Source organism: Paraliomyxa miuraensis (assembly GCF_026337845.1).
In the GTDB taxonomy this organism is placed as follows: Bacteria; Myxococcota_A; Polyangia; order Nannocystales; family Nannocystaceae; genus Paraliomyxa; species Paraliomyxa miuraensis.
In genome coordinates, this window is the sequence record NZ_JAOVZF010000152.1 from 206389 (window position 1) to 219331 (window position 12943).

At 68.8% G+C, this 12943-nt stretch carries 10 protein-coding genes; 5 read left to right on the forward strand and 5 right to left on the reverse strand.

The genetic code is table 11. From position 1 onward, the window contains the following. The first annotated feature begins 27 nt into the window (after positions 1–27). Together OEB96_RS20210 and OEB96_RS20215 are read left to right on the forward strand one after the other, a co-directional pair. Entirely contained in the window at positions 28–2280 is a 2253-nt protein-coding gene (locus OEB96_RS20210; RefSeq protein ID WP_266217993.1) for a zinc metalloprotease, read from the forward strand. Between the two features lie 2 nt (positions 2281–2282). Beyond that, positions 2283–2816: a hypothetical protein gene (locus tag OEB96_RS20215; protein ID WP_266217994.1), complete on the forward strand. Its 534-nt coding sequence runs from the start codon at positions 2283–2285 to the stop codon at positions 2814–2816. Between the two features lie 90 nt (positions 2817–2906). Here OEB96_RS20215 and OEB96_RS20220 read toward each other — a convergent pair whose 3' ends face one another. Then, complete coding sequence (locus OEB96_RS20220; RefSeq protein ID WP_266217995.1) at positions 2907–4139, reverse strand: hypothetical protein; 1233 nt, start codon at positions 4137–4139, stop codon at positions 2907–2909. A 192-nt stretch (positions 4140–4331) separates the two neighbouring features. On the opposite strand from OEB96_RS20220, the gene OEB96_RS20225 reads away from it, so the two are divergent. Next, on the forward strand, positions 4332–5810 hold the full coding sequence (locus tag OEB96_RS20225; protein WP_266217996.1) for a hypothetical protein: 1479 nt from the start codon (positions 4332–4334) through the stop codon (positions 5808–5810). Positions 5811–5844: 34 nt separating this feature from the next. Continuing rightward, the gene (locus tag OEB96_RS20230; protein WP_266217997.1) at positions 5845–7239 is read left to right on the forward strand and encodes a hypothetical protein; all 1395 of its coding nucleotides are present in this window, start codon (positions 5845–5847) and stop codon (positions 7237–7239) included. Positions 7240–7275: 36 nt separating this feature from the next. Here the strand turns inward: OEB96_RS20230 and OEB96_RS20235 are convergent, their stop codons facing one another. The 3 genes from OEB96_RS20235 to OEB96_RS20245 all read right to left on the reverse strand — a co-directional run bounded on the left by OEB96_RS20235 (position 7276) and on the right by OEB96_RS20245 (position 10971). Further along, positions 7276–8802 carry a c-type cytochrome gene (locus OEB96_RS20235; protein WP_266217998.1) on the reverse strand — a complete coding sequence of 509 codons (1527 nt, stop codon included), beginning with the start codon at positions 8800–8802 and terminating at the stop codon, positions 7276–7278. A 367-nt stretch (positions 8803–9169) separates the two neighbouring features. Further along, positions 9170–9691 carry a hypothetical protein gene (locus tag OEB96_RS20240; protein WP_266217999.1) on the reverse strand — a complete coding sequence of 174 codons (522 nt, stop codon included), beginning with the start codon at positions 9689–9691 and terminating at the stop codon, positions 9170–9172. After that, positions 9691–10971 carry an oxygenase MpaB family protein gene (locus OEB96_RS20245; protein ID WP_266218000.1) on the reverse strand — a complete coding sequence of 427 codons (1281 nt, stop codon included), beginning with the start codon at positions 10969–10971 and terminating at the stop codon, positions 9691–9693. The genes OEB96_RS20240 and OEB96_RS20245 overlap by 1 nt, the downstream gene beginning before the upstream one ends. An 84-nt stretch (positions 10972–11055) precedes the next feature. Here OEB96_RS20245 and OEB96_RS20250 point away from each other — a divergent pair, with 84 nt between their 5' ends. Then, entirely contained in the window at positions 11056–11703 is a 648-nt protein-coding gene (locus tag OEB96_RS20250; RefSeq protein WP_266218001.1) for a TetR/AcrR family transcriptional regulator, read from the forward strand. A gap of 19 nt (positions 11704–11722) precedes the next feature. Here the strand turns inward: OEB96_RS20250 and OEB96_RS20255 are convergent, their stop codons facing one another. Continuing rightward, positions 11723–12910, reverse strand: a complete 1188-nt coding sequence (locus OEB96_RS20255) for a glucodextranase DOMON-like domain-containing protein (RefSeq protein ID WP_266218002.1) — start codon at positions 12908–12910, stop codon at positions 11723–11725. Positions 12911–12943 lie beyond the last annotated feature (33 nt).

Consider the following 12943-nt stretch of genomic DNA (forward strand, 5'->3'; position numbering starts at 1 on the left):
GAAATCGCCATGCAACCATGACCACTCGTGGGTTCGAACACCGAACTCGCCGCGCAATCACCCACTTGCACCGGCCGCCTCGCACACACCATGCTCGGCGTGGCGTTCCTCGCGATCACGCCCGCTTGCGGTGACGACAGCGGCCCTGCCGGATCCGGCACGGGTGGCGACGAGATGCCCGACGACCAAGTCCCCGGCCCGGGAGGACCGAGTTGCCCCGTGCAGGTCGTTCCTCCCCCGGGGTGGTCTCCCGACGACCTCGAGGCCCGTGCGCAGCCCGGGAAGATCACGCGCGTCGTCACGCTTCGCGGCGACACCCAAGCGCCAAACGACCCGTCCTCCGGCCATGCCTCGCATGCCGAGCCATTCGCCTTGACCGCACCGAGCCGCCCGTTCGGGGCAACCACTCAGGGCCCTCACATCCACGAGCGCTGGGGCGAGTCGCGCAAGCTCGAGCTGTCGTACTGCATCACGGCGGTTCCCGGCGAAGACGCGGAGAACGAGGACAACTATCATCGGATGATTCGCTCGCTCGTCGACACCACCGCGGAGTGGGAGCGCGTCACGGGGGCGAACTTCGTACACGTGGTGGCCGACGACACGCCCACCAGTCAACCGCACCCAACCCCGGGACCCGGCGGCTTCACGATCTTGAGTCCGGAGTGCGCCACGGGTACGCGGTCGTACTTCGGTGTGTTCACGGCATTCCTTCCTCAGAAGCAGGGAGAGACCAACTCCGTCCCGCAAGCATGGAACGACCCCGCGCTCGAGCCTCTTGGCGGAGGAGTTCTCAAGCGAGCGTTGATGCTCAGCTCCGGCCCCGTGTGGAACGTGAATGAGTCATTGCTGCGCGTCATTCTCCGTCATGAGCTCGGCCATGTGATGGGATTCGTCCACGAAGAGGTCAACCATCCCGGCTCGGTGGGAGAAGGCTGTAGTGATGCCGATCCGCGCCCGCTGACTCCCGCCGATTCCCGGTCGATCATGACGACGCCTGGGTGCACGGGCATGTCCGGCGACGCCGAGATCCTCACGCACCATGATCGGCTCTCAGGATTCTACTTGCACCACACACCGCGCTCTCGGTTCGAAACCAGGCCACCGAACGCGGGCTACCGCTACGGAGGAATCGCCAACGGGGGAGCGGAGATCCTGTGGCACTCCGAAGGAGCACCCCAGGGCGTGCTCTGGCGCCCACAGGTGGTGGCGGGCGCGATCTCATTCGTCGAGCAACCATTCCCCTACTGGTCGCCGAACGAGAGCCCGCCCCAGAGCTGGTACCCGAACCAGAGCGAGGTCGTCATCCCACTGCGCATTGACGTGCCGAACAGCTTTGGGCTGTTGTTCTACGGCTCGGGCCCCGACGTCGACGATTTCGTGGTGCTCAACTCGGGGGGGAGCACGACCGCCATCGAGTGGTCACACGACGCCTTCGCCGTGCCCGTGGTCGGTCGCTTCGACGGCTCGGATCTCGGGCGCGACGTCGTTTATCTCTACCAACCCGGCACCGAGGAGAGCACCGCGCTCGTGATCTCGAACGACCAGGTCTCAGTCGTCACCGAAGTCCCTCAGCAGACCGCATTCGCGTACCCTTTGGCGGCGCCCTATCGTGGCGTTCAGCACCCGGACGACATCGTGTGGCTCGAGCCCAACGCGGGTGGCAAGGTGATCGCGTGGCGCCTCGGCAGCGGCTTGCTCGATCCGGTGGCGGTGACCAGGACGGCTCGAGGTGACCTGGGTCTCGTACCCGGTGAGCATGTTCCGGCCATCGGAGACTTCAACGGCGACGACCGGGCCGACATCATGTGGCAGGGCGTCTCCAACCAGGCCGCCGGGTTCCCCGAGATCGAGGACGTGCTGTGGTTCTCGCGGAGCACAGCGGAAGCGCTCGTCTTCGCGACCGTGCCCAAGTCGGTCGGCAGGTCCCATCGACCGTTCGTGGGTGACTTCGACGGCGACGGCATCGACGACATCTTCTGGCATCGAAGCTGGGGCATGACGGCCGATGGCCCGTCGGCCTTCACCACCGACCCGAGCTTCATCTGGTACTTCGACGCCACGGGCGGCCACCAGACCGAGGCGTTCGTCCTCGAAGGCGACTACAGCCCCTATGTGGGCGATTTCGATGCCGATGGTTGCCACGACATCGCGTGGCTCGACGCCCTGGGCGACGAACTGCACGTGTGGCGCTGCCTGCCCGGCGCCCGCGACTTCGACTGCGCAGGAACCGCGCAGACACCACCGGACGCCGCACCAGTCGGCATGCACTGGGGTTTCTAGCCATGGCTGCATCGAGCACGGACGGCGTGGGCGAGCGCTGCTACAAGGGAGCAGAGGTCATGAGGAGGGTCATCACCGCAGCGAGCCTCGCATCGATTGCGATGGGCTGTGAGTCCGAGGCGCCCCATGACTCCGAGCCACCGGGTGTCCTCGAGTACGACGATTCCTTTGCCCGAATCTACCGGCTCGACCGGCGCATCGACATCATCGGCGTGAAGGGTGACCGCGAGCGCCACGAGTGCGGAATCCTGAGCGAGCGTGCCCATGCCGAGCTCGGGGACACGCTCTCGGCCCTCGAGCCCGGCGAAGACTACGGACGTGATCCCAGTCCTGGAGGTTGTGCTCCCGGAGCCTCCATCCACATCGAAGGCTTCGTCCACAGTCCCTTCGCGTGTGACTTCGAGTGCTGCCGTCCGGAGCTGGCCCGTGCTGCGCTCGTCTACTTCCTGATCGGCATGCATTTCGAGGGCTTCGATCCGCTCGAGTTCGACGGCGAGCCCTACATCGCCATCGAGCCCGACACACCCTGCCCCTGATCGCCGTCGCGTCGACCGGCGCACAATTTCGTTGGCTCTCGAGCTCGTTCTACGCCAGCGACCAAGCGGGTCTGCGTCGCGTGCCTCCCCTCACGACTCGGGCAGCTCGAGTCGGTCTTCGGCCCGCGCCAGCGTACCCGCGACGGTGCCGCCACAGAGGGCGCAGCGCTCGTCATCACGCCGTATGAGCCCGTTGCACGTCGAGCACTCGTGACGGGGAAATCTCCGCGGGAGCTCCCGTGCGAGGACCAGCCCCACCACCAGCACGGCGAGCGCGAGCCACTCGAGGGCTGCACTGAACAGCGGGATCGAAGCAACGATCGCCGCCATCACGATCATCATGCCGAGCAGCGGCGATGCAGGATACGGCACCCGATGAACCTTGCCTCCCTCGTTCCAACCCCGCTCGCGGCTGACGGTCGACAGCTCGCCCTCACCCTCGCCCTCGCCCTCCCCATCCTCGAGCGGCGCCGCGAGCAGCTCCTCGAGTCGCGTCGGCGCGGGCCAGTGCTGCGGATCCGGCAGCCCCAGTCGTTCGCGCACTCCCTCGGGACCGCCGAGCGCTCGCTCGAGCCATCGCTCGGCCGCCTTGAAGAAGCCCGCTTGATTGGTGTGCAGGGCCGCCACGACGGCGCGGCGCTCCGCCGGGCCGTGGTCGCGTGCACGGACGAAGGCGGCGAGCCCGAAGCACATCGCCTGCGGCGAGAGGTAGCCCAGGTGCGAGGTCGACCATGCGTGCCCGCCGAGCGCACCGCCGTCCCCCTGCAGCGACCAGCTACGGTGGCGCTGGCTCGCGTTGGCCGTGAGCACGCCCAGCCCGAGGTAGATCGTCGACAGATCGGTGAGGCACTCCTCGAGATCCCGATCCTCCACCTCCAGCTCGTGCACGTGGCGAAACGCGTGCGCGGTCTCGTGGGCGAGTGCAGCCGTGACCCCGCCCGGATCACCGAGCAGGCTCACGTTGGCCCCGAACCAGCAGGTGTCGTCGTCGTCGATCCCGGCAAACCACGCCGCTGCCCCTTCATGCGCCTGCGAGTGGACCCGCGCGCCGAGGTCGATGCGCTCCGCGGCGGCGCGGCCATCGTCGAACATCTCGATCGCCACGTCGTGCTCGGCCAGCTCCGCATACCGCAGGATCCGCAGCGCCAGCCGACGCACACCGCGAGCGTCCGGGCTCCACGCGTCGGGAAACCACCTGCTGCTCGGGAGCACCACCGGCGTGCACACCAGGTGCTCATGGCCGCACGACGCCACCAGCTCGCGCAGCGCGTCGAGCACCCACTCGCGCTCGTCCTCGGGCGGAATGAGCTCGACTGCCCCCATGCACGGCGAAGACTAGCAGGAGTCCCTCGAGAGCGCGGATGCAAGCGCATGCTCGGACCAGCATCGACCACACGGGTCGTGATCCGACAGACCCCGCCCATTCCTCCACCCGGCCTCGGCCCGTTGCGCTCGACGACGCTGCCGACGCCCACAGGCCCATCGCAGGCTCGGCCCTGCTATCGTAGTCCCGCGATGCGCGGGCGATGGCAGCGATGGCAACAGAAGGCGACGCTGGCGACCGTGATGCTCACGATGATCGCGAGCTGCACCCCATCCTCGACCGAGGCGCCCACGCGCACGCACGCGATCTCTTCGGAGGCCCGCCCGCTCTCGGACCTCCCTGGCGGGGCCGAGGCTCCCCCGGGCATGCTCACGCTGTGGGCCGACTATGAGGCCGCCGGTGCCGACGAAGTCCCGCTCTACCTCGTCAACCGCACCGGCGATCCCATCGAGCTGCCGGCCGAGGACGGCGACCCCTACGTCAAGCTCGAGGCGCGCACCGACGATGGCCAGTGGCATCGTGCGCAGCGGCACGTGTTCAGCTCGTGCGGACTGAGCTACCAGCCCGTCGTGCTCGCGCCCGGCGAATTCCTGCGGCTGCGACAGTGGTTTCCGACCGAGGGCGAGCCGGCCCAGGTTCGCTACGCAATCCATGGAGACCTGGAGCTGACGTCGAACCCGGGCATCGGTCACATCGACCCAAAGGAGCTCGAGGCGGCGCGGCTCGATGCCCTGTCGGCCAAGTCCGCCGATGTCGCCGCGCTCGAGGAGATCCTCGAGGCACACGTCGGCTCGGCGGACTGGGAAGATCAGTCCGCGATCGACACCGCCCTGCGCCGCCTGGGAGCACTCGGTGGCGAGGACGCGGCCGCGCTGCTCGAGCGCTTCCTCGATCGATCCGAGGTCGACGCCAACGCCTACTCGCGGGCGATCGATGCGCTGAACGACGCCGACCCGGTCCGGCTCGCGGAGTACCTGCGCCACCGCCTCGCGGAGCCGCCGGGTCGACGGCGGGATCGGGTCGTCGACGAGCTGCCCTTCGCCCCTCGGCTGGCCTCCGAGCCCCTGCTGCGCGATCTCATCGCCATCGCGCGCGACCCGTCGGCGCCCGAGGTCCCGCGCGTGCTGGACTACCTCGCGGGATTTCGTCGCGAGGAGATCGCCGCGCTCCTGCTCGAAGTGCAGAAGGACTCGCGGTACCCGGTCGAGACTCGGATTCGCGCGCGCTACGACCACGAGCAATGGTACGGCGACGAGGGGGTGAGCCTGCGCCTGCGGGCCCCTGGCTCGTGGAGCGACGGCCACCCGCGGCCGGTGCGAATGAGCATCGAGCTGGAGAACGGAAGCGATCACGTGCTGCGCTTCTCGTACGACGATCCATCGGAGCTGGTCTCGCTCTACCTCTCGCTGCCGCACGGACGAGATCAGACGTTCCTGCCGCCGCGAGCCGGGGTTCGGTGGTTCCAGCCGACGAGGACGACGGGGGCGATCACGGTGGTGCTGCGGCCGGGAGAGCGCCACACGCTGTCGATGGCGGTGGGGGACTACTTCGAGATTCCACCCGCACCACCCGATGGGCTGACCGTGTGGGCGAGCGTGAAGATCCCCGGCGAGCAGGCCGTGGCCCGGCTCGCCGGGGGTGGGGCGGGGATCAACCCGGTCGAGCGATGAGGAGCATGATCCCTCGACGAGAGGAGCGCCGCTGATGCGTCGCGTTCATGGACGCAAACCGCGGCTCGGGGTGGCGAGCTCCGTGGCCGTCACGCTCGTGCTCGCGGCATGCGAGCGGGATGCCCCGCCGGTCGAGACCTCGACGCACCCGGCTCCTGCTGCATCGCCGCCATCGTCCCCCGTGCCACCGGCCGGGGACGACGTCGCGGCGCCTCCACGGGCGGCGTCGATCCAGGCGTTTCTCACCGCGGAGGGACCGGCGACCTTCGTGCGCGGCACCGCGGGCGACGCCGTGGCCGATCGCGCCATCGCGGCGCAGATCGATCTGGCGCGCACGCTCCTCGCCGATGCCACCGTCGTCGACGATACGTCGATCGATCTCGCCGCCGGCCCCTCGGCGTGGCCGGCTCGGCCGATCGTGTACGGCGGCCCGCACGTCAATTCGCTGCTTGCGGTCCTCCCCTTGCCGTTCGTGCTGTCGCCCGGCGAGCTCGTGATCGGCGACCATGCGTTCACCGGCGACCAGCACCGGGTCATCGCCCTGGTGCCCGCCACCACCCGCCATCCCGAGTTCCTGCTCTACGCGGGCACCGGCACGCCCGGCATCGCGGAGATCAATGCGCTGCCGCTCGGCTCCGAGCAGGTGCTCGTGGCGGATGCGTTCGGGCGCCGTGTCGAGGGACGGTGGGAGGGGCGCGGCGACGCGCTCGCGGTACGGTTCGGAGCGCAGGCACGGCGCATCGCGTGGCGTACCGTCGATCGCGAGCTCACGGGAGCGGACGCGACCACTCCAGCCGACGTGCACTTCCGGTTCCCCGACGGCCTGCCCGCCGCAGCCGACGAGGCCGACTTGGTCGCCGCGTGCATGCGAGGGCTCGAGACCGTCGTCGCCAAGCTCGGCATCACCGCTCCTGCTTCCGTCACCGTGTACGTCTACCCCGATCGCCGCAGCAAGGAGTCGCTCACCGGCAACGGTGGCGATGGTCATGCGGTGCCGTCGTCGCACACGCTCCACGTCCTCGCCGGCCCGGGGCTCGAGTCCCTCGTCGCGCACGAGGGCACGCACGTCCTGGGGCCCGATGCCTGGGGCCCGGCCCCGACGCCGATGCTGGCCGAGGGACTCGCCGTGTGGGTCGCCGGAGGCTATGCCGGTCGCACCCTCGAAGAGCTCCGTCCGGAGATCGCCGGCACCGGGCGCTCGCCCATCGTGGTGCTGCTCGAGCCGCGCGCGTTCCGATCGATCGCGGAAGGAGTCGGCTACCCACTCGCCGGACTGCTCGTGGATGCCCTGGTCACCGAGCTCGGAGCAAGCACCTTCACCACCCACCTGCTCGGAGCCACCGCCGATCGATGGGACGAGGCCTGCCGCGCTGCGGGCACGAGTGCAGGGGCGATCGAGGACGCGCTCGCTCGCCGGCTCGCCCGGTGAGTCGCGGCACCGGACGGTCCAAGGGCATCCCCGTGCCTAGATCGTCTTGAGGTACTCGAGCACGGCCGCGCGCTCCTGGGGAGTGAGCACGTCGCCGAAGTCATGGCCACCGTTGCCGTGCCCCGGCTTGGTGGTGTCGTAGATGAGGTTGCGGGGCTCGAGCGGTCCGGCCTGATCCTGGCCATGGTCGAGCTCCTCGTACGGCCAGCCCAGCGCGTCCCAGTCGTAGTTGGTGCTGTCGAAGTCGACGCGCTTCCAGTACGTCGGGCGCGCGTTGCTGTCGAGCACGAGGTCGAGCGTGGGGACCGAGGCGTTGTGGAAGTAGGGCGCGCTGGCCCACACGCTGTCGAGCGGTGGCGCCACGTAGCCGACGAACGGCTCGGTGACCCCCAGCTCGGTGACGGTCCCGAAGAAGCTCGACTCGAACCACTCCTCGAGGTAGTTGAATTCCCCCGCCCCGTAGGCGGCGAACACCGGATCGGTACCGATGAGATCGAGCGGGATCAGCATGTTGGGGTAGAACTCGTGCTCGTCGTTGGCGTCGTAGCTGCCATGGCAGCCCTCGCAGTGGCACTCGAACACCTCGGCCCCCGCCGTCGCGAGCTCGGCGTCGATGGGATAGGGGTACTGGGGCGGCTCGATCGACTCGAGGTACGCCACCACGTCGACGAAGTAGTCGAGGATCACCGCTGCCTCGGCCACCGTGTCGGTGCACAGCGACGAGGCCAGGATCATGGTGCCACGGTGGTCGCCGCGGGACATGCCGTTGGCGAACTGCGAGGCCTTCTTCCTGGCGTGCCACCACGGCGGAGGATCGGAGGGAATCATCATGTCGTCGGGCAGCTCCTGGATCGGCTCGTCCAGCCACTCGAGCGTGTACGGGTCGCGGTGCGAGAGCAGGATGAACGCGAACTCGATGGCCGGGTTGGTCCCGGTCGTGAGCATGATCGAAGCCGGACCGGCCACGGCGTAGCGCTGGATGAACTTGTTGAACGCCTCGCCTGCGTCGGTGAACGCCGGCAGCGGGGGAACGAGCTGCATCAGCGAGTAGAGATCGCTGGTGAAGTCGGCGTCGTGGCGACCGAGCCCCAAGACGAGCTCGCCATTGAACTCGGCCGAGTGACAGTTGAAGCAGTTGGGCGCGACGAGCTCCGAGCCGTCCTGCAGCTCGAGCACGTTCCACCCGACCGGCACCAGGGCGTTCTTGCCCTCGCGCCAGCCGAGGCTGGGCCCGTCGGCGAACGTGCCGAGCAGGGGCTGTGCGATCGGAAACAGCTCCCACGGGATCCCGCACGACACGTAGTCCTCGGTGAGCAGCGTCTCGAGCCCGATCACCGGATCGCCGGGTAGGGGCTCTTGGCGAGGGATCGAGTAGCCCTGGCTCCAAGGACCCGCGGGATCGATGCAGCTCTGCGGTGGCGCGTCGCCGCCGGTCTCGGAGTCGCCGGCGCCGGTCGAGTCCATGCCCGCGGCCGTCGAGTCGACCGCTTCGTCGCTGCCCCCGGTGGCGGACGAGCCTCCGCTCCCCCCTCCGCCAACGGTGGGCCCGTCGGAGCAAGCCATGCAGGCAAGCAGCATCAAGGGCGCGAACGAGACGACACGGCTGGCAATGGACATCGACATCCCACCTCGCAGCGAATGTAACCCGAACGAGAACTCGGACCTACTCGGATTCCCGTACGACCGTACGGTTTGCGAATCCATCTCCGCGAATTCATCCAGCGACTGCCCGCGCAGACGGCCTTTTCACCTCCTCCGCCGGGTGCCATCTCCTGCACGCGGGCGTCGATCATCGACGGAGGTACTCGGTTTCTCCAACGACGACGACTCTACGTGCTCGGCATCTTCGTGCGCGAGCCCATCGGGCCGTGTATGCGCTGATGGATCCGCGGACCCTCGACGCCTTCGGCTTCCAGCCCACCGCGACGCTCTATTCGCTCGCAAACGTCTTGGTCTGGCAGGTCTCGACGAGCTCCCCTGCGTCGAACGCCTCGTACAGGCACGAGAACCGCTCCCCCGCGTCCTCGAGCGCCCGACACTCCTCCAACTGGGCTGCATCGAGCTGGTAGACCCTCGCCTCGCGCTCGAGGCTCAGATCGTTGGTCACCCGACGCCACCGCATGGCGACCCTGCCGTCGTCGGACCAGATCACCGCCGTCTCCGAGTACTCGGCGTCCGGCCCCCAGTCGAGCTCCATTCGCATCGCACGCCCGTCGGCGAGGTGCTCGAGCGCGCAGTCGAGCGCGCTCGCGTTCGGCACGAGCGGCGCATTCATGGGTCCCTCCACGCGTACCCGGCCGCAGTCCTCGAAGCTCGCGTCGTCGTCGGTCACGCGGGGCTCCGACTCGAGATCGCCGAACTCGAACGCCTTGCACTGGGGATAGGACTCTGCGCAGGCGCTCGCCAGCAGGACGGTCGCGAGCCCGAGGACCACGGTGACGGTTCGTCGCATCACCTCGATGTTCCCATGCCGGACGTCACCCCGCGTGTTTGGGCGAGCCCCCGCGCGCGTGAGGGACCGCGCTCGTCGTACGGCACGTAGTGCACCTCGTCCGTCCCTACGAGGTCGTCCACCACGCGGCGCTGCGCCTCGAGACCGCGGACGCGCGCGCGCCGGTCGAGGGCGGGGACGCGGCGGCGGATGGTCTCCAGGCCGAAGCGCCCCGCGCTCAGCAGCGCCAGCAGCGGAGTGAGAGGCTCGCGGGGAAGGCCGATGTCGTCGATCGCCTCGTGGCCGAGCGTGAAGCGGGAGACGGCGGTGCGGTAGCGCGTGGTCCAGTAGGCGCTGGCGCGCTCCAACGCGCCGCTTGCGGTGCGGGCGGGTACTCCATGCAGGGCCCGGGCCAGGGCGCGGCTGTCGTCGTCGGCGTGGGGATTGGTCAAGCCATGGATGAACATGTGTCGCACGCCGGTGGGATAGTCGTGCGCCAGCAGCTCGTCGTCTGCACCCAGCACGTTCCCGACGTAGCGCCACAGGTGCATGATCGCGGCGCGCTCGTCGGCGGTGAAGCGGAATCCGAGGGCGATGAGGCCCGACAGGTACACCGCGGAGAACTCGAGGTGGGTCGCGGCCATGTCGGTTTGATTGATGGGCACACCCCACGCGCGCTCGTTCCAGTCGGATCGGCGTGCGAGGCCACGGCGAACCTTGGCGTGCATCAGGCGTACGCGGCAGGTGGACTTGAAGCCCTTGGAGAAGCGGGAGAACGTCTCCGATTCGACCACGTCGAGGTAGAAGCGAGAGGTCTCGCCGAGGCGGCGGACGACCATGCGATCGAGCGCCCCCGTCATCGCCAGCGGCTTGGACGCGGCGCTGCTGCGGTAGCCCCCCATCAGGGCCATCGCGGACAGCACCGTGCCTCCCGAGGCGCCCACGCGCCAGGCGGTCCAGCAGGCGAGGCGGAGCGCGTCGCGGTCGAGCCAGTCGGGCTTGGACTCCAGCGGCTCGAACCATCGAACGAGACACGGCGGCGGTCGTGGTACGGCCGCCAGGCCCTCCTCGACCGCTCGCTCGAACAGCCGTCGCCCGTGTCCCGGCGGTTGCTCGGCCGCCCAGGCGACGAAGTCGTCGGCAACCGGGTCGGCCCGCAGCAGACCGTCGCGGAGCCGGAGCACGTCGGCGTCGGTCTCGTGGATCCGAACGCCGAGCACGCGCCCGATCCGTCGAAGCCTCGCCGGAGGATTGCGCAGGCGCTCGGCATGCCAACGGGTGGGGATGGTGGACGTCGACATCGCGGTCCATCATAATCCGAGTAATCGCTCGGTTTTACTCGGATTCCCCCCGCGGCCGGGCGGCATGCCGGTCAGTTGCTAGAAATGTCCAGTGATTTCCAGCCCAAGAAGCTCCCGCGGCAGGCGAGGTCGCGCCAGACGTTCGACGCGATCGTGGAGGCATGTGCTCGGCTTCTGATCGCCGACGGCTACGGCGCGCTGACCACCAACCACATCGCGGAGGTTGCAGGGGTCAGCATCGGATCGCTCTACGAGTACTTCGGTGACAAGGATGCCGTGGTGTACGAGGTCGTGCGGCGGACCGCCCACGGGTTCTCGGAGGACGCGGCCCGACCGCTTCCGGCGTTCGGACGGGTGTCGGTCCGCACGGCGATCACGAGCTGGATCGATGCGTTGTTCGCCGCAATGCGATCGCGCGAGCCGCTGCTTCGCGCGATCGCAGCGGACGTGCCCCAGACGATCCGCGAGCCCCACGAGCGCGAGTCGAGGGTGCGCTACCTCGAGCTCGCGCGCACGGCCTACCGCATGGCTGGCGATCACGTGCGGCAGGATCGCGTGGAGGAGGTCTCGTTCCTGCTCGTGACCCTCGTCGAGGCGGCACTGACCCGGCTGGTGCTCGACCCTCCCGACGACGTGAGCCCGGCCGTCGTGGTCGACGAGCTCTCATGCCGGGTCCTCGAGTGGGTCGCACCGCGCTCGCGTGCTCGCCCCAGGCCCTCGGGCTCGCGCTGAGCGAGGCAGGGGTGGTGCGCTACGCCCCGGTCGGCACCTGCAGCACCCCCTCGTCGACGTTCTCGAACGTCACCACCGTGTTGGCGGGATCGCCCATGAACATCGCGGGCACGTCGAGGAAGCTCTCCTGCGAGAACGCGCCGTCGAAGAACATCATGTCGTAGGCGTCGCAGTCGCGCCAGTCGTCCATGGTGCCCACGGGAAGCCCGCCGAGCGCCTCGGTGATCTCCACCGCCCCGAACTCGATCTGGAACCATTGGTCCATCGGCAGATCGATGAGCGTGTAGGTCCACACCGCCACGTAGAGGTTGGTGCTCTGCGTGTCGAGGTAGGGCGCCAGCCAGGTGGCATCGACGTCGAAGCTCATGGTGTTGGGGTCGGCCATGGTGTCGACCATCACGTCGAGCCGGCGCAGGTTCATCGTGGAATAGGAGGGCATGCCGTCCTCGCCGAGGAACGGGGCGCCGCTGGCCTCGCGCAGGTAGATCGCGTTGTCGGGCCGGGGGTTGTCGCTGAAGGGATCGATGTCGTTGATGGCTCCGAAGTCGAACAGGGGGCTGGCGGGATCCATGAGGATCAGCTGGACGCCGCTGTCGTTCCAGTTGGGGGTGCGCACCTCGGTGCCGCCCACGGTGTAGACGATGTCGCTGCCGGCGTTGGCCCAGGCGTCGTCGTCGAGCAGCAGCATGCTGATGCGGGTGTTCTCGGTGATGGTGGTCAGCCCGAGCGTGAAGTGCAGCATGCCGTCGACCGCGGTGTAGTCGAGCTCGAACGTGCGCAGATCGGACGAGCCGGAGTCGACGCCCATGGGATAGACGTAGTCGCCGGGGCCGTAGTCGTCGTCCTCGGGGTCGAGCAGCACGCCCGAGCCGAAGTCGCGCTCCCAGAGCATGGGCGGGGGTGGCTCGCCGCTGCTCTCCGAGCCGGAGTCGGAGCCGTCGTCGGCGGTGGACGAGCCCGAGCCGGAGTCGACGGCGGCGGTGGACGAGCCCGAGCTCGAGCCGGTGCCGGTGTCCGGGGTGGTGTCGCTGACGGTGACCGAGGGATCGCTGAGCGTCAGGGTTTGGTTGCTGGTGTCGCCCGTGCTGGAACCGCTCGCCGTCTCGATCGGGGTTGGTTCGTCGGCGGGGCAGGCCAACAGCAGCAGCGGGGCGAGGGCGAAGAGGTGGAGCGAGGTTCGATCGAGCATGGTGATCTCCGAGGCCATGGCCAGGCACGAGAAGATGCCGCCGATGGGAGG

Excerpts from the sequence above, each read along its gene's own strand:
- OEB96_RS20235 (WP_266217998.1), bottom strand. The coding sequence starts at position 8,802 with ATGGCTTGCTCCGACGGGCCCACCGTTGGCGGAGGGGGGAGCGGAGGC.
- OEB96_RS20230 (WP_266217997.1), top strand. The coding sequence starts at position 5,845 with ATGCGTCGCGTTCATGGACGCAAACCGCGGCTCGGGGTGGCGAGCTCC.
- OEB96_RS20225 (WP_266217996.1), top strand. The coding sequence starts at position 4,332 with ATGCGCGGGCGATGGCAGCGATGGCAACAGAAGGCGACGCTGGCGACC.
- OEB96_RS20255 (WP_266218002.1), bottom strand. The coding sequence starts at position 12,910 with ATGGCCTCGGAGATCACCATGCTCGATCGAACCTCGCTCCACCTCTTC.
- OEB96_RS20240 (WP_266217999.1), bottom strand. The coding sequence starts at position 9,691 with ATGCGACGAACCGTCACCGTGGTCCTCGGGCTCGCGACCGTCCTGCTG.
- OEB96_RS20250 (WP_266218001.1), top strand. The coding sequence starts at position 11,056 with ATGTCCAGTGATTTCCAGCCCAAGAAGCTCCCGCGGCAGGCGAGGTCG.
- OEB96_RS20245 (WP_266218000.1), bottom strand. The coding sequence starts at position 10,971 with ATGTCGACGTCCACCATCCCCACCCGTTGGCATGCCGAGCGCCTGCGC.
- OEB96_RS20215 (WP_266217994.1), top strand. The coding sequence starts at position 2,283 with ATGGCTGCATCGAGCACGGACGGCGTGGGCGAGCGCTGCTACAAGGGA.
- OEB96_RS20220 (WP_266217995.1), bottom strand. The coding sequence starts at position 4,139 with ATGGGGGCAGTCGAGCTCATTCCGCCCGAGGACGAGCGCGAGTGGGTG.